Consider the following 20,882-nt stretch of genomic DNA (forward strand, 5'->3'; position numbering starts at 1 on the left):
GAGTACGGCCACGCCCCGGACCCGCATCAGGCAGGAGCAGAACGAGGAGGCAGCACCCATGGCAGCCACGAGCAACATCACCGGACTCGGCGTCGTACTGGGCTCCACCGAGCCCGACGGGCTCGTCGAGTGGTACCGCGCAGCCCTGGAGCCGCTGGGCGCCCGCTGGGAGAGCCATATGCTGATGATCGGCAAGGAAACGATCATCGGCTTCGACGGGCGGGACGATGTCGCCGAGAAGGCGGCAGAGCCCGGACGGCACTTGGTCAATCTGATGGTGCGCGATATGCGGGCCGTCGAGCAGCACCTCAACACGCTGAATGTGACCTGGGTACGGCCCGTGGACGCGGTGGAGGGCGGCTGGATCTTCGCCACCATCCTTGATCCCGTGGGCAATTACCTCCAGTTCGTACAGGGCCCGGCGGACGAGGGCTGACGGGAGCGGGCAGTAGTCCGCTGCGGCGGCTTGCGGCCCTCCACCGCCGTCAGTTGGTGGGCGGGCGGAGGGAGGGGCCGCCGAGTTCGACCGCGGTGCAGCGCCAGCGCAGGTCGGGGAAGCGCTCCAGGCGGAAGGCCATGGCGCGCAGCCGCTCGCCCGCGCCGATGCGGGCGAAGGCCTCGACGGCGCCGTCCGCGGTCACGAAGTAGCCGAGGTCGCGTACCACCGGCCGACTGCCGCTCCTGGCGCGCAGCGGTGAGCGTTCCGCCAGCCACACCAATTCGTCGTAGGCCTGTCCCGCCGTGTGCCGCAGCATCCAGTGCACCGGGCGCTGGCCGCTGAGGACGGCCAGCAGGCGCTCCGCGAAGAGGTCCGGCGGCCGGACGGCGGTGGGCCGCGCGGGCGGCCGGGAGAGGGCGCGGCCGGCCCCGGGACGCCGTGGGTCCCGCCGCCCCGGCGGGCGCCCGCCCGGTCCGCCGCGCATCCCCGCTCGCCCCGCCGCCCCCGGACCGGGGCGCGAACTCTGCCGGAACCCCTGCCGGGGGACCCACTCCGGCCGGTACCCGGACCCGCTGACCGCGCCGGGGGCGGCGCCCGTATCGGACCCGGCACCCTCCGCGGGCCCGGTCTCCGCCCCCGCGTACGGGAGTTGCGACGGTGCCCCGCGATCCGTGGCGCCGGTGGGCGGGGGACCGGGCCGCGCACCGGGAGCCGACTCAGCAGCCCGACCAGCCACCCCCGATGACCGGACCACGACAGCCGGGGACCGGTCGGCGGCGTCGGCATCCTGCCCCGGAGGCAGCCCCGGCCCGCCGCCCAGGAGGCCCGGTCCCGGTCCCGGTGCTGCGGTGGGGTAGGCCGGTGCTGCGGTGCGAGCCGCAGGTGCTGCGCCGGGTTCGCCGTCGTCCTGCCGGGATGGCCGTTGCATGGGGTGATCTCCTTGCCGCGCCGTTGAGTTGACGGCCCGGTCTTCGCGGTCCGACGGCCGTTCCGAGTCGGCGCTGCGAGCGGGCCCAGGATTCTGGTCGGTCCGGTCGGAGTCCGGGGGAGTGGTGGACGTGGACATGGGTGTGGACGTGGATGTTGGCACCGTGCGAGCCCCCGCTTGGTGTCGGCCCGGTGGGGATACCGGGCAGTAGCTTCTGCTGGGGATCTTGTACGAGGCCGGGGGTGGGCTCCGCAACACGTGTCGGGCCGAAAGGGGCCGCCGAGAGAATTCACCTATCAGGGTGACGGCCCTTGCGGGGACTGGGCTGTGGGCGTCCGCCGGGGGCCCGTAGCGGCTGCCGGGGCGTGGAGGAGGGCAACTCGAAGGGGGACGTCCGCACGTATCCTGATGGCCCTTCCCGCCGCCTCGCGCCGGTGCGGGTTCCCTGCGACGAAAGCGGTCCGAGATGCGTGTCTACGTTCCCCTGACCCTCCCCGGTCTCGCCGAGGCGTACCGGACCGGAGAGCTGGGACCCGGCCCGCTGACCGCGTACGCGGTGACTCCGGCGCTCCGGGAGTGGTATGTGTCCGACGACATCGAGGAGTTGGAGTACGCGGCGCTGAACCGGGCCGCGCTGGCCTCGCTGCGCCTGCTCGCCACCACGCCGGGGACGCCGCGGCGCCGGGTCGTGGTCGCGGTGGACGTGCCGGACCAGTCGGCGGCGGTCGACCCGGACCGGGGCCTTGATCCGGGGGCGCTCGGTGAGGTGCGGATGGAGCGTGCGGTGCCGTTGGCGAAGGCGGCGGCGGTCCATGTCGACGCGGACGACGCGGAGGCCGATGTGTCCGCGGCGGCGGAGGCGCTGGGTGCGGCGGACCAGGGGGATGACGACGCCCGGTTCACGGTGGACGGCGCGGAGGACCACGAACTGCTCTGGTACGCGACCCAGGAGATCCCCCACCTCCTCCGCTGAACCCCCCGAGCCCCAGACCGCAGAGCCGCAGGTCGCGGCGTCGGAGGAAGTTCGGGCCCGCCGCGTTGTCAGTGGTGCCGGGTACCTTTTTCCGCATGGTGTCTTCGGGGAGTTCGGGTGGTTCGGGGCGGCGGGCCGGTACGGCGGCGGCGCACATCGTGTGGGACTGGAACGGGACGCTGTTCCACGACATCGACGCGGTGGTGGCGGCGAACAACGCGGCCTTCGCGGAGATAGGGCTGCCGCCGATCACACTGGAGCAGTACCGCGAGTTGTTCTGCGTGCCGGTGCGGCTCTTCTACCAGCGGCTGATGGGGCGGGTGCCCAGTGAGGGCGAGTGGGCGGCGATGGACGGCGCGTTCCACCGGCACTACACACAGCAGCGGGCGGCCTGTGCGCTCACCGAGGGGGCGGGGGCGCTGCTCGCGGACTGGCAGGCCGCGGGGCGCAGCCAGTCGCTGCTGAGCATGTACGGGCACGAGGAGTTGGTGCCGCTGGTGCGGGGCTTCGGGATCGAGTCGCGGTTCGTGCGGGTGGACGGACTGCGCGGGCCCACGGGCGGCAGTAAGGCGGAGCACATGGTGCGGCATCTGGCGGCGCTGGGCGGGACGGGCGGGCCGCCGCCGCGGACGGTGGTGATCGGGGACGCGGTGGACGACGCGGTGGCCGCGCGGGCGGCGGGGGCGCGGGCGGTGCTGTACACGGGTGGTTCGCACAGCCGGGAGAGTCTGGCGGCGGCGGGGGTGCCGGTGGTCGACTCCCTGGCGGAAGCGGTCGCCCTGGCCGAGGCGGCGGTCACCTGCGACTGATCTCCCTACCACCCGCCGACGCAAGCTGAGCCCCGGCGCAAACGAAGCCAAGCCCCCAACGCAAGCCCCCAACGCAAGCCACCCGCACCGGAGTTCACGGCGCTCGCCCGCCGCCCCCCGCCCCCCAGAAGCGGACGATCGCCTCCCCTTTCCCTGGAGGCATCGCGCCTGCCTCCAGGGGACGCCGTACCCCCGCCCTGCCTGTGCAAAGTGTCAAAATTCCGCTGGGGATTTGGACAGGAGCGGCCCGTGACGCGGTGCCGTGGGAGAGAGATAGCCTGGGTGCCGTGATCAGCGCGATATCCCGCGGGGGCCGGTGTGTCCCTGCCGCTCGCCCGGCGCGTACGGAGCACTTCCGTGGCCGGGCCGTCGCTGGTCGGCACCGGTGGGTCGGAGCGCCCGACATGGCGTATTCCGCCCCATTCGTCTCTCATCACCGCATAACGTCGACCACGACCGGACACCCCGCGTCGCGGCGTTACGTCACATCGCCATCTTCTAGGTCACGCAACGGCGCGCGACAGGAGCCAGAGGACCATGCAGACCAAGCTGGACGAAGCCAAGGCCGAGCTGCTCGAACGGGCCGCCCGGGTTGCTGAGAACGGTCCGGTCGGGAGCTTTCTGCCCACCGGGACGAAGGACGGGGGGGCTCCGGACCGGGAAGCGGTGCTCGCCTTCCTCCAGCGCTACTACCTGCATACCGCGCCCGAAGACCTCGCCGACCGGGACCCGGTGGACGTCTTCGGCGGCGCGCTCTCCCACTACCGGCTCGCCGAGAACCGCCCGCAGGGCACGGCGAACGTCCGGGTCCACACCCCCACCGTCGAGGAGAACGGCTGGACGTGCAGCCACTCCGTGGTCGAGGTCGTCACCGACGACATGCCGTTCCTCGTCGACTCCGTCACCAATGAGCTGTCCCGGCAGGGCCGCGGCATCCATGTGGTGATCCACCCGCAGGTCATCGTCCGCCGCGATGTCACCGGCAAGCTGCTGGAGGTACTGCCCGCCGGGCTGCCCGCGGACAGGGCCGAGCAGCCGCACGATGTGCACACCGAGTCCTGGATCCATGTCGAGATCGACCGGGAGACCGACCGCGGCGATCTGAAGCAGATCACCGCCGACCTGCTGCGCGTCCTGTCCGATGTGCGGGAGGCCGTCGAGGACTGGGAGAAGATGCGCCAGACGGCGCTCGGCATGGCGGAAGGGCTGCCGGACGAGCCGACCGCGCGTGATCTGCCCGAGGCGGAGGTGGAGGAGGCGCGGGAGCTGCTGCGCTGGCTCTCCGCGGACCACTTCACCTTCCTCGGCTACCGCGAGTACGAGCTGCGCGACGACGACTCGCTGGCCCCGGTCCCCGGCACCGGCCTCGGTATCCTGCGCGCCGACCCGCAGCACGGCGAGACCGAGGACCACCCCGTCAGCCCGTCCTTCTCGCGGCTGCCGGCGGACGCCCGCGCCAAGGCCCGCGAGCACAAGCTCCTCGTCCTGACGAAGGCGAACAGCCGGGCCACCGTGCACCGCCCCTCGTACCTGGACTACGTGGGGGTGAAGAAGTTCGACGCGGACGGCAATGTGGTGGGGGAGCGGCGCTTCCTCGGGCTGTTCTCCTCGGCGGCGTACACCGAGTCGGTGCGGCGGGTGCCGGTGGTGCGGCGCAAGGTGCAGGAGGTGCTGCGCGGCGCCGGGTTCCAGCCCAGCAGCCACGACGGGCGCGACCTGCTGCAGATCCTGGAGACCTATCCGCGCGACGAGCTGTTCCAGACGCCGCCCGACGAGCTGCGGGAGATCGCGACCAGCGTCCTCTACCTCCAGGAGCGCCGCCGGCTGCGGTTGTACCTGCGCAAGGACGAGTACGGCCGCTACTACTCGGCGCTGGTGTATCTGCCGCGGGACCGGTACACGACCGGCGTGCGGCTGCGGATCGTGGACATCCTCAAGGAGGAACTGGGCGGCACCAACGTCGACTTCACCGCGTGGAACACCGAGTCCATCCTGTCCCGGCTGCACTTCGTGGTGCGGGTCCCGCCCGGTACCGAGCTGCCGGAGCTGAGCGACCAGGACAAGGACCGGATCGAGGGCCGGCTGGTGGAGGCGGCCCGCTCCTGGGCGGACTCCTTCGCGGAGGCGCTGAACGCGGAGTGCGGTGAGGAGCGGGCGGCGGAGCTGCTGCGCCGCTACTCCGGTGCGTTCCCCGAGGGCTACAAGGCGGACCACTCGCCGCGCGCGGCCGTCGCCGACCTGGCGCACCTGGAGAAGCTGCTCGACGGTGAGCAGGACTTCTCCCTGTCGCTGTACGAGCCGGTGGGTGCGGCGCCCGACGAGCGCCGCTTCAAGATCTACCGCTTCGGCGGGCAGGTGTCGCTGTCCTCGGTGCTGCCGGTGCTGAGCCGCCTCGGCGTGGAGGTCACCGACGAGCGCCCGTACGAGCTGCGGTGCGCGGACCGGTCGACGGCGTGGATCTACGACTTCGGGCTGCGGATGCCCAAGTCCGCGGTGGCCGCCGGGGATTACCTCGGGGACGACGCCCGGGAGCGCTTCCAGGAGGCCTTCTCCGCGGTGTGGACCGGCGAGGCGGAGAACGACGGCTTCAACGCGCTGGTGCTGGGCGCCGGGCTGACCTGGCGGCAGGCCATGGTGCTGCGGGCGTACGCCAAGTACCTGCGGCAGGCCGGGGCCACCTTCAGCCAGGACTACATGGAGGACACCCTCCGTACCAATGTGCACACCACGCGGCTGCTGGTGTCGCTGTTCGAGGCGCGGATGGCGCCGGAGCGGCAGCGGGCCGGCACCGAGCTGACCGACGGGCTGCTGGAGGAGGTCGACGGGGCGCTCGACCAGGTGGCGAGCCTCGACGAGGACCGCATCCTGCGTTCGTTCCTGACGGTCATCAAGGCGACGCTGCGGACGAACTTCTTCCAGCACTCCGAGACGGGCCACCCGCCCGCCTATGTGTCGATGAAGTTCGACCCGCAGGCCATCCCGGACCTGCCGGCGCCCCGCCCCGCGTTCGAGATCTGGGTGTACTCGCCGCGGGTGGAGGGCGTGCATCTGCGCTACGGCAAGGTGGCGCGCGGCGGTCTGCGCTGGTCGGACCGGCGGGAGGACTTCCGTACCGAGATCCTCGGACTGGTCAAGGCGCAGATGGTGAAGAACACGGTGATCGTGCCGGTGGGCGCGAAGGGCGGGTTCGTCGCCAAGCAGCTTCCCGATCCGCAGGTCGACCGGGACGCCTGGCTCGCGGAGGGCACCGCCTGCTACCGCACGTTCATCTCCGCGCTCCTCGACATCACGGACAACCTGGTCGGCGGGGAGGTCGTGCCGCCGAAGGACGTGGTGCGCCACGACGAGGACGACACCTATCTGGTGGTCGCCGCCGACAAGGGCACCGCGACCTTCTCCGACATCGCCAACGAGGTCGCCGAGAGCTACGACTTCTGGCTCGGGGACGCCTTCGCCTCCGGCGGCAGCGCCGGCTACGACCACAAGGGCATGGGCATCACCGCCCGCGGCGCCTGGGAGTCCGTGAAGCGGCACTTCCGGGAGCTGGGGCACGACACCCAGACCGAGGACTTCACCGCGGTCGGCGTCGGCGACATGTCGGGTGACGTGTTCGGCAACGGCATGTTGCTCAGCGAGCACATCCGCCTGGTCGCGGCCTTCGACCACCGGCACATCTTCATCGACCCGACACCGGACGCCGCGACCTCGTACGCGGAGCGGCGCCGGCTGTTCGAGCTGCCGCGGAGCTCCTGGGCCGACTACGACACGGAGCTGCTGTCCGCGGGCGGCGGGGTCTTCCCGCGGTCGGCGAAGTCGATCCAGCTCAACGCCCACATCCGGGAGGCCCTCGGCATCGAGGGCAAGGTCTCCAAGATGACCCCGGCCGACCTGATGCGCACCATCCTCCAGGCCCCGGTGGACCTGCTGTGGAACGGCGGCATCGGCACGTACGTCAAGTCCAGCGCCGAGTCCAACGCCGACGTCGGGGACAAGGGGAACGACGCGATCCGGGTGGATGGCGCGGACCTCCGGGCCCGCGTCGTCGGCGAGGGCGGCAACCTGGGCGCCACCCAGCTCGGCCGGATCGAGTTCGCGCAGACCGGCGGCCGGATCAACACCGACGCCATCGACAACAGCGCCGGGGTGGACACCTCCGACCACGAGGTGAACATCAAGATCCTGCTGAACGCGGTCGTCGCGGACGGCGACATGACGGTGAAGCAGCGCAACAAGCTGCTCCTGGAGATGACCGACGAGGTCGGCGCCCTCGTCCTGCGGAACAACTACGCGCAGAACGTGGCCCTGACCAACGCCAGCGCCGAGGCCTCCTCCCTGCTCCACGCCCAGCAGCGGTTCATGCGCCGTCTGGGCCGGGCCGGGCATCTGGACCGCGCTCTGGAGTTCCTGCCCACCGACCGGCAGATCAAGGAGCGGCTGAACGCGGGCCGCGGCCTGACCCAGCCGGAGCTGGCCGTCCTCCTCGCCTACACCAAGATCACCGCGGCTGGGGAGCTGATCGCGACGCGGCTGCCGGACGACCCGTACCTCCAGCGGCTGCTGCACGCCTACTTCCCCAAGCCGGTGCGTGAGCGGTTCCCCGAGCAGGTCGAAGGGCACGCCCTGGCCCGGGACATCGTGACCACCGTCCTCGTCAACGACACGGTGAACACGGGCGGTTCGACCTTCCTGCACCGGCTGCGGGAGGAGACCGGGGCGTCCCTGGAGGAGATCGTCAGGGCCCAGCTCTCCGCCCGGGAGATCTTCGGCCTGAACCAGGTGTGGGACGCCGTCGAGGACCTCGACAACAAGGTCGCGGCCGAGGTGCAGACCCGTATCCGGCTGCACTCGCGGCGCCTGGTGGAACGCGGCACCCGGTGGCTGCTGAACAACCGGCCGCAGCCCCTGGAGCTGGCCGAGACCATCGGCTTCTTCCAGGAGGGCGTGGCGCAGGTCTGGTCCCAGCTCCCGAAGTTGCTGCGCGGCTCGGACGCCGAGTGGTACCAGTCCATCCACGACGAGCTGACCGAGGCGGGCGTGCCGGAGGCCCTCGCGGAGCGGGTCGCCGGCTTCTCCGCGGCGTTCCCGACGCTGGACATCGTGGCCATCGCGGACCGGATGCAGAAGGACCCGATGGCGGTCGCCGAGGTGTACTACGACCTCTCCGACCGGCTGGACATCGCCCAGCTCATGGACCGTGTCATCGAGCTGCCGCGCAACGACCGCTGGCAGTCCATGGCCCGCGCCTCCATCCGCGAGGACCTGTACGCGGCGCACGCGGCACTCACCGGGGATGTGCTCGCGGTGGGCGACGGCTCGGCCACACCCGAGCAGCGCTTCAAGGCCTGGGAGGAGCGGAACGCACCCATCCTGGGCCGGGCCCGCGCCACGCTGGAGGAGATCCAGGGCTCCGACTCGTTCGACCTGGCGAACCTGTCGGTGGCGATGCGGACGATGCGGACGATGTTGCGTGCGTAGTCGCTGACGCTGGTCTTGGCGGTGGCTTGGCGGGGCGCCTGCACCCTTTGTGGTGTGGGCGCCCCGCCGTCGTTTGCCGCGCCGCCGTCTGCCCCAGGCGGGCTGGGATCGCGGCCTTCGGCCCGATGTCCTCAAACGCCGGACGGGCTGGATTGAGCGGGCTGGATTTCGGGTGCGGGTGCGATGGCCGCTGATCCGGTGATTAATGGGAGGTACGGCAGGAACGGGGTGAGGGTGGACCTGTGGAGGGTGTATGCGGGTGGCCGGCGCGTCGGGGGTGGTGTCTCCCGACGTCACCGTGGTGGTGATCGTCTACAACGATGAGGCGCGGCTGCCGGCGGCGGTCGGGTCGGTGCTGGCGCAGACCCTGCGCGGGGTCGAGGCGGTGGTCGTGGACGATTGCAGTACGGACGGTTCCTTCGCGCGGGCCGAGGAGTTCGCGGCGCGGGAGCCGCACCGGGTGCGGGCGCTGCGGCTGCCGCGGAACAGCGGCGGCTGCGGTGCGCCCCGCAACCGCGGGGTGGAGGCCGCCCGCGGCCGCTATGTGATGTTCCTGGACAGCGACGACGTACTGGAGCCGAACGCCTGCCGGAACATGCTGGAGGCCGCCGAGCGCACCGGCGCCGACCTGGTGTCCGGGCTGTGCGTCCGGGTCCGCGTCGACTCCCGGCACCGGAGCGCCGACCCCTGGTATCCGTGGCTGTACCGCACCACCCGCACCCTGGAGTCCATCGCCGAGCTGCCCGATCTGCTGGTCTACGACACCCTCTCCACCAACAAGTGCTATCGCCGCGCCTTCCTCACCGGGCAGCGGCTCACCTTCCCCGTCGGCGTCCACTACGAGGACCTGCTGTTCTCCGCGCGGGCCTACACCGCCGCCCGCCGTATCACCCTCATCCCGAACCGCGTCTACGAGTGGCGGGTGGCGAGCGGCGGCGGGCGGCGCTCCATCAGCAACCGCCGCGACGAGATCGGCAACTTCGCGCAGCGGATGGAGATCCACCGCCGGGTGGACCGGTTGCTCGCCGAACGGGGCCTGGATGAGCTGAAGTTCGCCAAGGACGTGAAGTTCCTCAAGCACGATCTGGTGCTGCATCTGCGGGATCTGCCGCTGCTCGACGAGGAGTACCGGCAGGCGTTCGCGGAGCTGGCGGGCGGCTATCTGGCGACGCTGGATCCGGCGGCGCTGCGGGAGGTCGACCCCGTCCACGCGATCTGCGCCTATCTGCTGGCCCGCCGCGACTGGGCCGAGCTGCTGCCCGCCGCGGACACCCTCGCCAACCGCGGCAAGCTGTCCGCGCCACTGGTCGAACGCGACGACCGCGTCTACTGGTGCGGCGGGCATCTGGCCGACCCGCTGGGCCGCGAGGTGCTGGATGTGACCCAACTCGGTTACCACACCGCCCCGTTGGGGGAACTCTTCCTCCGCAACGAGCTGACCGGCTACCGGGCGGACGCGGACGGCACCGTGTTCCTCGCCGGTTCCGTCGTCAATCCGCTGGGCCGGATCGGGCCCGGGACGCCGCTGCGGGGCCGGCTCGAACTGCGGGCCCGCCGCCACTCCCCGCAGACCTTCCGGGTGCCGCTGACCACCCTGCGCCGCACCGACCGCGCCCTCCACTGGACGGCCTGCGTCGACCTCCCGAAGGTGCTGCGGCCCCTCGGCGTCTTCGACACGGTGTGGGACGTACGGGTGGAGCTGGCCGTGGGCGACGGTGAGGGGGAGCGGCTGCGGACCCGGATCAGCGGTGGGGGTACGGCACTTGAGGGTGCGGCGTCGCTGCCGGTGCGGCCCCGGCTGACCCGGCTGGCGGCGGACCGGGTGGCGCCCGAGCTGTCCCGCCGCGGGCATCTCGCCTTCCATCTGCTGGCCGAGGGCCGGGCCGCGTCCCGGACCCAGGGCTGGGTGCGGGCCGCGCTGGCCACCGGGGCGCTGGGCCGCGTGAAGGACGCGCTGCGCCGGGCGCGGCGGCTGGCCCGCTCCGGTGAGACCAGGATCCGCCTCTACCACCGGGTGTTCTGCCGGCTGCCGCACCGCCGCGGCCTGGTCGTCTTCGAGAGCCACCTCGGCCGCCAGTACAGCGACAGCCCGCGTGCCCTCTACGAGGAGATGCGGCGCCGCGGACTGCGGTTCGAGGCGGTGTGGTCGTACGCGGGCGGGCGGCCGGAGGGGTTTCCGTCGGACGCGGTGCTGGTGCGGCGGTGGAGTCTGCGGTATCTGCGGGCGCTGGCGCGGGCCGAGTTCTGGATCGACAACCAGGGCTTCCCGCTGAAGCTCGCCAAACGGCCCGGAACCACCTATATCCAGACCTGGCACGGGTCGGCGCTGAAGCGGATGGGGTTCGACGAGCCGGGGCTGAGGGCGATGCCCGCGACCGCGCGGGCCGCGCACCGGGCGGCGCTGGACCGCTTCGACTGCTTCCTGGTCCGCTCGGAGCACGATGTGCGAACCCTGGTACGGGCGTTCGGGCTGCCGGAGGGGGTGCCGCTGCGGTCCGGGTATCCGCGCAACGACGCCCTGGTCGCGGCCCGGCTGCGGGAGGAGGAGACCGGGGTGCGGCGCCGGGGACCGCTCGCGGAGCGCCTCGGCATCACCCCCGACCGGCAGATCCTGCTGTACGCGCCCACCTTCCGCGGCGCGGGCGGCGGCCCCACGCCGCTTGAACTCCCCTTCGACGTCGAGGAGTTCACCCGCCGCTTCGGTGACCGCTTCGTCCTGCTGGTGCGGGCCCACTACCTGGACCGGGTGGTGCTGCCGCCCTCGGTGCGGGGCACCGTGCTGGACGTCGGCGCCGAGCATGACATCACCCCGCTGCTGACCCTCGCCGACGGCCTGATCACGGACTACTCCTCGGTGATGTTCGACTATGCGCTGCTGGACCGGCCGATGCTGTTCTACGCCCACGACTGGGACGAGTACGCGGGACAGGGCCGCGGCACCTACTTCGACCTGCGGTCCGAGGCACCGGGGCCGGTACTCGCCGACCAGGCGGAACTGTTCACCGCGATCGGCGAACTCAAGGCAGCCGACAGTCAGTTCACCGAAGCCCGCCGCCAATTCCGTGAGCGCTACGGGGAGTTGGACCGGGGTGACGCTGCGGCCCGGGTGGTGGACGTCTACTTCGGTGCGGGGGACCGGAGTTGAGCGCCCCCGACCACGGCACGGGCACCGGCGGGCGGGACATCCTGCTGGTCGCCAACAGCGTGGACGAACTGGGCGGGGTCACCACCTGGTCGCACCGGATGGCCCGGCTCTTCACCGCCCGCGGCCACCGGGTGCACCTGGTCGGCATCCGGCCCGCGCCCGCCCAACTCACCCAGCACCTAGGCGAGTTGCCGTATCCGACGACCACCCTCCACCCTGAGCATCCGCCGCCCGTGCCGCGCGGCCGGGGGCCGGTGGCCGGGCTGCGGCGGCGCCGCCGGGAGGCCGGGGCACGGCGCCACGCGGCCCCGCTCACCCGCCTCTGCCGGGCGGCGCGACCCGGAGCCGTCGTCATCGTCGCCCAGGTGTGGGCGATGGAGTGGGTGGCCCGCGCGGACACCGCGGGCCTGCCGGTGATCGGGATGAGCCATGAGTCGTACCAGGCCACCCGAGGCAGCTCCCGCTTCGGCCGCTGCCTCACCTACTACCGGGATGTGGCCCGGATGCTGGCGCTGACCAGGGAGGACGCCGATCTGTGGATCACCCGCGGCGGGCTGGACAACGTCGGCCACCTACCGAACCCGCTGCCCGCACCGCCCGCCGAGCCGTCCCCGCGCACCGAGCCGGTGGTGCTGAGCGTGGGCCGCCTCGGCGACGAGAAGGGCATCGACCTGCTGCTCGACACCTGGGCCGAGTGCGCGCCCCGGCACCCGGGCTGGCGGCTGCGGATCCACGGCGACGGCGAGGACGAGGCGGCGCTGCGCGCCCGCTGTACCGCGCTCGGTCTGGACGGCGGTGTCGAGTGGGCGGGCCGCACCGATGATGTGGCGGGGGCGCTGCGCCGGGCCTCGCTGTTCGTGCTGCCGTCCCGCTCCGAGGGGTTCCCGCTGGCGCTGATGGAGGCGATGGCGGCGGGCCTGCCGGGTGCCGCGTTCGACTGCGCGCCCGGCGTCCGCGAGATCGTCCGGGACGGTGAGGACGGGCTGCTCGCGGCACCCGGCAACACCTCCGAACTCGCCCGCCGCCTCGATGAGTTGATCGCCGACCGGGAACTGCGCGACACCCTCGGCGACGCCGCCCGCCGCAACATCCGCCGCTACTCCGCCGAGGAGGTCCTGCACCGCTGGGAGGAACTGTTCACCCTCCTGGAACGGTGACGGCGCCCCGCGAACGGTGATCGTCCGCCGCGCCCGGCCCCCGCGGCCCCCGTGGCTACTTCTTCGCCCCGGTGAACTCCTCGTAGGCGCCCAGGACTTCATCCGTCGGCCCGTCCATCCGCAGCTCGCCGCGCTCCAGCCACAGCACCCGCTCGCAGGTGTCGCGGATCGACTTGTTGTTGTGGCTGACCAGGAACACCGTGCCGGCCTCCTGGCGCAGCTCCCTGATCCGGGCCTCGGACCGCTTCTGGAAGCCGCGGTCCCCGGTGGCGAGCGCCTCGTCGATGAGCAGTACGTCATGGTCCTTGGCGGCGGCGATGGAGAACCGCAGCCGGGCCGCCATACCGGAGGAGTACGTCCGCATCGGCAGGGTGATGAAGTCGCCCTTCTCGTTGATACCGGAGAAGTCCACGATGGAGGCGTAGCGTTCGCGGACCTCGGCGCGGGACATGCCCATCGCCAGGCCCCCGAGATGGACGTTGCGCTCGCCGGTCAGGTCGTTCATCAGCGCCGCGTTCACCCCGAGCAGGGAGGGCTGGCCGCCGGTGTGGATGGCGCCCCGCTCCACCGGCAGCAGTCCGGCCACCGCCTTCAACAGGGTTGATTTCCCTGAGCCGTTGGTGCCGATCAGGCCGATCGCCTCGCCCCGCCACGCGGTGAACGACACCCCGCGCACCGCATGGACCTTCCGCACCCCGAGGGCCGTCTCGTCCCCGCCGCGCCGCAGCATCCGGCTGAGCGCGGCGGTGGCGGCGCCCCGGCCGCCCTTGGTGCCGTTGACCCGGTAGACGATGTGCACCCCGTCCGCGATCACGGTGGGCACCGGGTTCTTGCCGTTGTCGTCAGCCACGGCCGTAGGTCTCCTCCGCCTGCCAGAAGAAGACGAACCCGGCCGCACCCGCCACCAGCGCCCAGCCCGCCGCCAACAGCCATACGTGGTGCGGGAGTTGGCCGGCGGTGAAGGTGTCGATGAGGGCGAAGCGCATCAGGTCGATGAAGACCGCCGCCGGATTGCACTCCAGCAACAGCCGTACCGGGTACGCGAGATGGCGCCCGGAGGTCACCTTCTCGATGCTCCACATCACCCCGGAGGTGTACATCCAGGTGCGCAGCAGGAACGGCATCAACTGCGCGATGTCCGGCGTCCTGCTGCCGAGCCGCGCCACGATCAGCGCCAGCCCCGCGTTGAACACGAACTGCAGCACCAGCACCGGCACCGCCAGCAGCCACGAGGGCCGCGGCGGCACCCCGAAGCACAGCAGGATCACCACCAACGCGCCCATCGAGAACAGCAGTTGCTGCAACTGCTGGAGGCAGTACGACACCGGCAGCGCGGCCCGCGGGAAGTGCAGGGCCCGCACCAGGCCCAGGTTCCCCGCGATGGCGCGGGTGCCGGCGAGCACCGAACTCTGGGTGAAGGTGAACACGAAGACACCGGTCACCAGGAACGGCACGAAGTCCGGCACATCGCGCCGGGTGTTCATCACCACACCGAAGATGAAGTAGTAGACCGCCGCGTTCAGCAGCGGCGTCATCACCTGCCACACCTGCCCGAGCTTCGCCTGGCTGTACTGGGCGGTGAGCTTGGCGGTGGCGAACGCGGTGATGAAGTGCCGCCGCTGCCACAACTGCCGCACATACGCGGGCAGCGAGGGGCGGGCACCGCTGACCGACAGCCCGTGCCGCGCGGCCAGTTCGGCCGGCGACAGGGCCGGTTCGGCCGCCGGTGGCGCCGGGGGCGGTGGGGTGTCGAGGACCTGACTCACATCGGTGGCTTCCGCTCGGGGTGGGATGGCACGCGGCACGGAACCCGCACGAGGCGTCGCTACCGTCACGTCGCAACGGTTCCGTATCGTCGCACCGCAGAGCGTAGGGCCGATCGACGTCGCAACGCAACCGTTTCGTCGTCCCCCCCTATGCTGGGGCCCATGACAGTGAGGGAGACGGGGGACGAGACGCCCCGGCCGCGGCGCAGGGCGCCCGCCGGTGCCGCGGTGCTCCGGGAGGACAAGACCGAGGCGATCCGGGCGGCCGTCTTCGGCGAACTGGCGGCCGTCGGCTACGCCCGGATGTCCATCGAGGGCATCGCCCGCCGCGCCGGTGTCGGCAAGACCGCCGTCTACCGCCGCTGGCGCTCCAAGCTGCACCTCGTCCTCGACCTGGTGTCGGCGCTGGCCGTCCAGGGCCTGCCCACCCCCGGCACCGGCACCCTGGAGGGCGATCTGCGCCTGCTGTACGAGGTGACGGCGCGCGCCCTGCGGCACCCCGTCGCCTCCCAGATCCTCCCCGACCTCCTGGCCGAGGCGGCCCGCAACCCGGACATCGCGCAGGCACTCCAGAAGGCGCTGCGCGACGCACAGCACTCGGTGGCCAGCGGGGTGGTGCGCGCCGCCCGCGAGCGCGGCGAACTCTCCGCGGAGTTCGACGAGGACCTCGCCCTGGACCTCATCTCCGGCCCGCTGTACTGGCGCGCGGTGGTGATGCGCGGCCCCCAGCCGCGCGACTACCTCCCCGCCCTGGCCCGCGCCACGGCGGCCGCCCTCAAAGCCCTCTAGGACGCGGGCACTTGGGGGTTACTCAGGTACTCGGCTACTCGGGGCGGTCAGGGTCCCGTGGTGCCGTCCAGGGCCTCGCGGATCAGGTCGGCGTGGCCGTTGTGCCGGGCGTACTCCTCGATCAGATGGCCGAGGATCCAGCGCAGCGAGACCTCACGGCTGCCGGTGAAGAGCGCCTCCCGCTCGGACAGCAGCCCGCACTCCTCCAGCGCGACCCCGGCCGTCAGCTCCCGGCTCCGCGCCACCTCCGCCCGCCACCGCTCCAGGGCCTCGGCCATCCCGCGCTCCGGGTGCAGATCGAAGCCGTTCGTGGCGTCCGGGTACACCGCCGGCACGTCCGCCTCCCGGGCCAGCACCCGCTGGAACCAGTTGCGTTCGACCTCCGCCAGATGCTGCACCAGACCCAGCAGCGTCAGCGCGGAGGACGGCACCGCGGCCCGCCGCACCTGCTCGTCGTCGAGGCCCGCGCACTTCACCGCGAGGGTGTCGCGGTGGAAGTCGAGCCAGGACTCCAGGGTGGCGCGTTCATCGGCTTGCGGGGGCGGGACGGCGCGTCCGTCGGGCAGGGTCACCATGCCCGCCACCCTGCCATACGGATCTTGGCGGCGGGTCGGCCCCCGGCGGGCGCGGCCGCCCTGGTAGACGGGGGCAGCCGGGGTCCCCGCGGCCGCACCCGGCGCCCGCACAGGACCCGCACCCTGGACGGCCGCGGCAGGACCGGGAGTTGAGCACCATGACCGACCGCGGCGGGCGTCTGCCGGGCGGCACCCTCCGGCTGGTGCGGCGGACCGAGCGGCCGGACGCGGCGGTCCTGCTGCTGCCCGGCGGGTTCACCCGGAGCCGTCGCCCGGCCCGGCCCTGGCAGGCCGCGGTACTGCGGATGCGGCCGATGGCGGACGCGATCCTGGACGTCGCCGACCGCGGCGGGACCGCCCGGCCGCTGGTGGCCCTGGTGCACTACCGCTACCGCGGCTGGAACGGCCCGTCGGCCGACCCGGTGCGCGACACCCGGGAGGCGCTGCGCGCGGTGGCGGCGGTGGCGGGGCCGGTACCGGTGGTGCTGGTGGGCCACTCGATGGGCGGCCGGGCCGCTCTCCGCGCCGCCGGGCTGCCCGGGGTACGGGGCGTGGTGGCGCTCGCCCCGTGGTGCCCGCCCGGCGAGCCGGTGGCCCAACTCGCCGACCGCTACCTGCTGGTGCTCCACGGCGACCGGGACCGCACCACCGACCCGGCGGCCTCCGCGGACCTGGTACGCCGGGCGCGGGCGGCGGGGGCGCGCGCCGGGACGGTACGGATGTCCGGCGCCGGGCATCCGATGCTGCGGCGCGCCCCCACCTGGCACCGCCTCACCGCCGAGGCCGCCACCGCCCTCCTCGCCCCCGACCCGGCGACCACCGCCCCCGACTGGCTCCGCACCGCCCTCACCTCCGACGGCCCGGTGGAGCAGTAGCCCCGTCGGCGACGGCCCGGAACAGCAGCAGGCCCGGCGACCGCAAGGACGGTCACCGGGCCTGCTCGCCGGCGGGGCGGACGCGGGTCGCGCCCGTCCCGCCGCCGGATGTCACTTCACCGCGCCCGCCATCACTCCGGACACGAACTGCCGCTGGAACGCGAAGAACACGATCAGCGGGATCACCATCGAGATGAACGCACCGGGCGCCAGCACATCGATGTTGTTGCCGAACTGCCTCACCTGCGTCTGCAGAGCGACCGTGATCGGCTGGCTGCCCGAGTCGGTGAAGATCAGGGCGACCAGCATGTCGTTCCACACCCACAGGAACTGGAAGATGCCGAGCGAGGCCACCGCGGGGCCGCCCAGGGGCAGCACCACCCGGAAGAACAGGCGCAGTTCACCCGCACCGTCCAGCCGGGCGGCCTCCAGCAGCTCCCTCGGGATCTCCGCGAAGAAGTTCCGCAGCAGGAACACCGCGAACGGCAGCCCGAAGCCGACGTGGAAGAGGATCGCGCCGAACACCGAGCCGAAGATCCCGATGGAGCCGAACAGCTTGGCGATCGGCAGCAGCGCCACCTGCACCGGCACCACCAGCAGCCCGACGACCGCCACGAACCACCAGTCGCGGCCCGGGAACTCCATCCAGGCGAAGGCGTAGCCGGCGAGCGCGCCGATGATCACCACCAGCACCGTGGCGGGCACCGTGATCAGGAGGGAGTTGACCAGCGAGCCGGTGATCGCCGAATTGTCCAGCAGCTTCTGGTAGTTGTCGAGGGTGAGCTTCGACGGGGCGCTGAACACCGTCCACCAGCCGCCGGACGCCAGGTCCCCGGAGGTGCGCATCGAGGAGAGCAGCAGCCCGATCGTCGGCACCAGCCAGAACAGGCCGACCACGATCAGTACCACCTGGAGCAGCCCGCCGCTGAGGCGCTGCGCGAGCCGCGTCCCGAGCCGCTCGGGGGCCGCCGGGGCCGGGGCGGGCGCGGCGGGCGCCGGCACCTCGCTGCCGACTGTCTGGCTGTCCGCCGTCATCGCCGCACCTCCTTGCGCAACCGCCGCACATTGACCCACATCATCGGAACCACCAGCAGCAGCAGGAGGATCGCGATGGCGCTGGCCACTCCGGGCCGCCCGTCGGAGAACGCCGACCGGTAGAGCTGGAGCGCCAGTACGTTCGCGTCGTCCTGCGAGGAGCCCGGCGCGATGATGAAGACCAGGTCGAAGATCTTCAGCACATTGATCATCAGGGTGACCAGGACCACCACCAGGACCGGCGCCAGCAGCGGCACCGTGATCCGGCGGAAGACCTGCCATTCGGTGGCCCCGTCGACCCGGGCCGCCTCCAGCAGTTCACGCGGCATCCCGGCGAGCCCGGCGGCGATCAGCACCATGGCGAAACCGGCCCACATCCAGACATAGCTGCCGATGATCGCGGGGGTGGCGATCGTCGGGCCGAGCCAGTCCACGCCGCGGTACGGCTCGGCGAAGTTGCTGGCGGGCAGCTTCAGCAGTGCCCCGTCGGCCTTCTCGGAGAGCGTGAAGGTGCCGTCCGCGGCGGCCGTGGTGGAGTCCACCACCTTGCCGTCCTTGACCGCCTCGATCCGCATCCCGGGGTAGCCCTGCTCGGTGGCGTCCGGTTTGCCGAGGACGCCGACGCCCTTGCCGCGGGTGAAGTCCTGCCAGGTGGTGCCGGTGACCTTGCCCGGTTCGGCCTGGGCGGCCTTGGCGGGCGCCGCGTCCTTGGGCATCACATCGGGCGCCACGCCGACCAGCGGCAGCGCCACCGGGGTCCCGGCCTTGACCGGGGTGCCGGTGACGAAGTCGCCGCCGCCCGCGCGCTTCAGCGGCGAGTTGCGGCCCGGGTGGGCCTGCGGGAAGGCGGACGACTCGGCGAAGGTGTCGTGCAGGCCCACCACCACGGCGTTGGCCACACCGCGGTCCGGGTCCTGCTCGTAGACCATCCGGAAGATGATGCCGGCGGCGAGCATGGAGATCGCCATCGGCATGAAGATCAGCAGCTTGAACGCGGTGCCCCAGCGGACCCGCTCGGTGAGCACCGCGAAGATCAGGCCGAGCGCGGTGGCCACCGCCGGCGCCACCGCCACCCAGATCGCGGTGTTCTTGATCGCGGTGACGATGCCGTCGTCGGTGAAGAGTTCCCGGTAGTTGTCCAGGCCCGCGAAGCCCGTCCCCGACTGGTCGAGGAAGCTGCGGACCAGGGAGTAACAGATCGGGTAGACCACGAGCGCGCCCAGCAGCACCAGCGCCGGAAGCAGGAAGAGCACCGCAATGGACTTACGTGTACCTGTCACGCTCTTACGTGTACGGGGGGCGGGGGGCGCCGGCTCGGCGGCGCCCCCCGCGGTGGTCGATGCCATCGGCCGTCAGTTCCCGTACGCCTTGGCTGCCGCGGCCTCAAGCCGCTTCTGCGTGCCGGCCACGTCCTTCGGGTTCTTCAGGAAGTCCTGAAGTTCCTTCCACTCGCCCTTGCCGGGCGTGCCGCCGAAGGCCTGCGGGGTCTGGTCCGACATGTCGAAGCGGAAGTCGTTGCCCGCGTCGATCAGCGCCTTCGCCATGCTGCGCTGCACGTCGTTCGGGTACGCCGCCAGGTCCAGGCCCTTGTTCGGCGAGAGGAAGCCGCCCGCCTTCGCCTCGATCTTCGCGGCGTCCGCGGACGCGAGGAACGTCAGCAGCGCCTGGCTCGCCTTGGAGTCCTTCAGCACCACGGCCGCGTCGCCACCGCTGACCACCGGCGGCTTGGCGCCGACCGCGGGGAACGGGAACATCTTGGCGTCGGTGCCGATCTTCGCCTTCGCCTGGGTGATGTTGACGGCGGCGAAGTCGCCCTCGTAGACCATGCCGGCCTTCGGCTGGTCGCCGCCGGTGAAGGTCTGGGTCACCGAGTCCGGGAAGCCGGTCTGCAGGGTGCCGCTGGGGCCGCCCGCCAAGTAGCCCTTCTTGCCGAGGAGTTCGGCCATCGTGGTCAGCGCCTTCGCCACCGAAGGATCGGTCCACTTGATCTTGTGCTCGGCGAGCTGGTCGTACTTGTCCGGGCCGGCCTGCGACAGGTAGATGTTCTCGAACCAGTCGGTCAGCACCCAGCCGTCCGCGCCGCCCACCGACAGCGGCGTCACACCGGAGTCGTACACGGACTGCGCGGTGGCCTGGAACTCCTTCCAGGTCTTGGGCTCCTTGGCGCCCGCGTTCTCGAAGACCTTGGTGTTGTACCAGACCAGCGACTTGTTGGCGGCCTTGAAGTACACGCCGTACTGCTTGCCGTCGACCGCGCCGAGGTCCTGCCAGCCCTGGTCGTAGTTCTTCTTGAGCTGGGCCTCGACCTCGGGGCTGGCGGGCTTGGCCCACTTCTTCGCCACGGCCTGCTTGATGGCGCCGACCTGCGGCAGCAGCGCCACGTCCGGCGGGGCGTCACCCGCGATCTTCGAACCGAGGAAGTTGATGATCGGGTCCTGCGCGGGAACGAACGTCACCTTCGCGCCCGTACGCTTCTCGAACTCGGCCAGGACCTTCTTGAAGTTGTCCTGCTCGGCGCCGGTCCACACCGCGGCGACTTCCAGCTTGGCCCCGTCCAGCTTGGGCAGCTTCACCGAGGCCGAGCTGCCGCCCTTGTCGGCGCCGGCCTCCTTGTCCTTTTTCCCGTCGTCACTGGAGCAGGCGCCGAGGCTGAGCACCAGCGCCCCCGCGACCAGGGCGGCCCCGGCCCGGGCCGCCGGAAGGGTACGTCTGGCGCCGGCCGCGCCCGAGGTCCGGGTGGTGTGAAGGGTGGTGCGCATCAGTGCCCCGTTCTCTTCATTGCTTGAACGCACGAACCGACTCGCGCGCTGTATCCGTGCGGACTGTTTACGCCCGCCTGCGCAGCACGGGCAAGGGCACTTACACATCCAACGCCCTGATCGTGACTACCTCGTGATTACGACTTTATTAACGGTG

At 71.9% G+C, this 20,882-nt stretch carries 15 protein-coding genes; 8 read left to right on the plus strand and 7 right to left on the minus strand.

The window, feature by feature from the left end:
- Positions 1-58: 58 nt before the first annotated feature.
- Positions 59-436 carry a VOC family protein gene (locus tag ACFVST_RS19560; RefSeq protein ID WP_390153242.1) on the plus strand — a complete coding sequence of 126 codons (378 nt, stop codon included), beginning with the start codon at positions 59-61 and terminating at the stop codon, positions 434-436.
- Positions 437-485: 49 nt separating this feature from the next.
- Here the strand turns inward: ACFVST_RS19560 and ACFVST_RS19565 are convergent, their stop codons facing one another.
- A complete protein-coding gene (locus ACFVST_RS19565; protein ID WP_390153245.1) occupies positions 486-923 on the minus strand; it encodes an Rv3235 family protein in 438 nt (145 codons plus the stop codon).
- A 910-nt stretch (positions 924-1,833) separates the two neighbouring features.
- On the opposite strand from ACFVST_RS19565, the gene ACFVST_RS19570 reads away from it, so the two are divergent.
- The 5 genes from ACFVST_RS19570 (at position 1,834) to ACFVST_RS19590 (ending at position 12,926) form a co-directional block, all read left to right on the plus strand.
- Positions 1,834-2,340, plus strand: a complete 507-nt coding sequence (locus ACFVST_RS19570) for a DUF6912 family protein (RefSeq protein ID WP_390153248.1) — start codon at positions 1,834-1,836, stop codon at positions 2,338-2,340.
- A 95-nt stretch (positions 2,341-2,435) separates the two neighbouring features.
- Positions 2,436-3,149 carry an HAD family hydrolase gene (locus ACFVST_RS19575; RefSeq protein WP_390153251.1) on the plus strand — a complete coding sequence of 238 codons (714 nt, stop codon included), beginning with the start codon at positions 2,436-2,438 and terminating at the stop codon, positions 3,147-3,149.
- 537 nt (positions 3,150-3,686) lie between these two features.
- Entirely contained in the window at positions 3,687-8,624 is a 4,938-nt protein-coding gene (locus tag ACFVST_RS19580) for an NAD-glutamate dehydrogenase (protein ID WP_390153254.1), read from the plus strand.
- A 259-nt stretch (positions 8,625-8,883) separates the two neighbouring features.
- A complete protein-coding gene (locus tag ACFVST_RS19585) occupies positions 8,884-11,769 on the plus strand; it encodes a CDP-glycerol glycerophosphotransferase family protein (protein ID WP_390153257.1) in 2,886 nt (961 codons plus the stop codon).
- Entirely contained in the window at positions 11,766-12,926 is a 1,161-nt protein-coding gene (locus tag ACFVST_RS19590) for a glycosyltransferase (RefSeq protein ID WP_390153260.1), read from the plus strand. The genes ACFVST_RS19585 and ACFVST_RS19590 overlap by 4 nt, the downstream gene beginning before the upstream one ends.
- Positions 12,927-12,981: 55 nt before the next feature.
- On the opposite strand, the gene ACFVST_RS19595 is transcribed toward ACFVST_RS19590, so the two are convergent.
- Both ACFVST_RS19595 and ACFVST_RS19600 read right to left on the minus strand, forming a co-directional pair.
- Positions 12,982-13,749, minus strand: coding sequence for an ABC transporter ATP-binding protein (locus ACFVST_RS19595; protein WP_390153350.1), 768 nt, complete (start codon positions 13,747-13,749; stop codon positions 12,982-12,984).
- A 19-nt stretch (positions 13,750-13,768) separates the two neighbouring features.
- On the minus strand, positions 13,769-14,692 hold the full coding sequence (locus tag ACFVST_RS19600; protein ID WP_390153262.1) for an ABC transporter permease: 924 nt from the start codon (positions 14,690-14,692) through the stop codon (positions 13,769-13,771).
- A gap of 150 nt (positions 14,693-14,842) precedes the next feature.
- On the opposite strand from ACFVST_RS19600, the gene ACFVST_RS19605 reads away from it, so the two are divergent.
- Positions 14,843-15,481 (plus strand): TetR/AcrR family transcriptional regulator, encoded by a 639-nt coding sequence (locus ACFVST_RS19605; RefSeq protein ID WP_390153265.1) that lies wholly within the window; start codon positions 14,843-14,845, stop codon positions 15,479-15,481.
- A 47-nt stretch (positions 15,482-15,528) separates the two neighbouring features.
- On the opposite strand, the gene ACFVST_RS19610 is transcribed toward ACFVST_RS19605, so the two are convergent.
- Positions 15,529-16,056 (minus strand): DinB family protein, encoded by a 528-nt coding sequence (locus tag ACFVST_RS19610; RefSeq protein ID WP_390153268.1) that lies wholly within the window; start codon positions 16,054-16,056, stop codon positions 15,529-15,531.
- Between the two features lie 158 nt (positions 16,057-16,214).
- On the opposite strand from ACFVST_RS19610, the gene ACFVST_RS19615 reads away from it, so the two are divergent.
- Positions 16,215-16,931, plus strand: coding sequence for an alpha/beta hydrolase (locus tag ACFVST_RS19615; RefSeq protein ID WP_390153353.1), 717 nt, complete (start codon positions 16,215-16,217; stop codon positions 16,929-16,931).
- Positions 16,932-17,042: 111 nt separating this feature from the next.
- On the opposite strand, the gene ACFVST_RS19620 is transcribed toward ACFVST_RS19615, so the two are convergent.
- From ACFVST_RS19620 to ACFVST_RS19630, 3 genes are all read right to left on the minus strand, one after another.
- Positions 17,043-17,966: a carbohydrate ABC transporter permease gene (locus tag ACFVST_RS19620; protein ID WP_390153270.1), complete on the minus strand. Its 924-nt coding sequence runs from the start codon at positions 17,964-17,966 to the stop codon at positions 17,043-17,045.
- Positions 17,963-19,246: a carbohydrate ABC transporter permease gene (locus tag ACFVST_RS19625; protein ID WP_390153273.1), complete on the minus strand. Its 1,284-nt coding sequence runs from the start codon at positions 19,244-19,246 to the stop codon at positions 17,963-17,965. Before ACFVST_RS19625 ends, ACFVST_RS19620 begins: the two co-directional genes overlap by 4 nt.
- Before the next feature lie 72 nt (positions 19,247-19,318).
- Positions 19,319-20,725, minus strand: a complete 1,407-nt coding sequence (locus ACFVST_RS19630; RefSeq protein WP_390153276.1) for an ABC transporter substrate-binding protein — start codon at positions 20,723-20,725, stop codon at positions 19,319-19,321.
- Positions 20,726-20,882 lie beyond the last annotated feature (157 nt).

The sequence above is a fragment of the Streptomyces sp. NPDC058045 genome, assembly GCF_042885635.1.
Lineage (GTDB): Bacteria > Actinomycetota > Actinomycetes > Streptomycetales > Streptomycetaceae > Streptomyces.

Excerpts from the sequence above, each read along its gene's own strand:
- ACFVST_RS19560 (WP_390153242.1), top strand. The coding sequence starts at position 59 with ATGGCAGCCACGAGCAACATCACCGGACTCGGCGTCGTACTGGGCTCC.
- ACFVST_RS19565 (WP_390153245.1), bottom strand. The coding sequence starts at position 923 with ATGCGCGGCGGACCGGGCGGGCGCCCGCCGGGGCGGCGGGACCCACGG.
- ACFVST_RS19570 (WP_390153248.1), top strand. The coding sequence starts at position 1,834 with ATGCGTGTCTACGTTCCCCTGACCCTCCCCGGTCTCGCCGAGGCGTAC.
- ACFVST_RS19575 (WP_390153251.1), top strand. The coding sequence starts at position 2,436 with ATGGTGTCTTCGGGGAGTTCGGGTGGTTCGGGGCGGCGGGCCGGTACG.
- ACFVST_RS19580 (WP_390153254.1), top strand. The coding sequence starts at position 3,687 with ATGCAGACCAAGCTGGACGAAGCCAAGGCCGAGCTGCTCGAACGGGCC.
- ACFVST_RS19605 (WP_390153265.1), top strand. The coding sequence starts at position 14,843 with ATGCTGGGGCCCATGACAGTGAGGGAGACGGGGGACGAGACGCCCCGG.
- ACFVST_RS19610 (WP_390153268.1), bottom strand. The coding sequence starts at position 16,056 with ATGGTGACCCTGCCCGACGGACGCGCCGTCCCGCCCCCGCAAGCCGAT.
- ACFVST_RS19615 (WP_390153353.1), top strand. The coding sequence starts at position 16,215 with ATGACCGACCGCGGCGGGCGTCTGCCGGGCGGCACCCTCCGGCTGGTG.
- ACFVST_RS19620 (WP_390153270.1), bottom strand. The coding sequence starts at position 17,966 with ATGACGGCGGACAGCCAGACAGTCGGCAGCGAGGTGCCGGCGCCCGCC.
- ACFVST_RS19630 (WP_390153276.1), bottom strand. The coding sequence starts at position 20,725 with ATGCGCACCACCCTTCACACCACCCGGACCTCGGGCGCGGCCGGCGCC.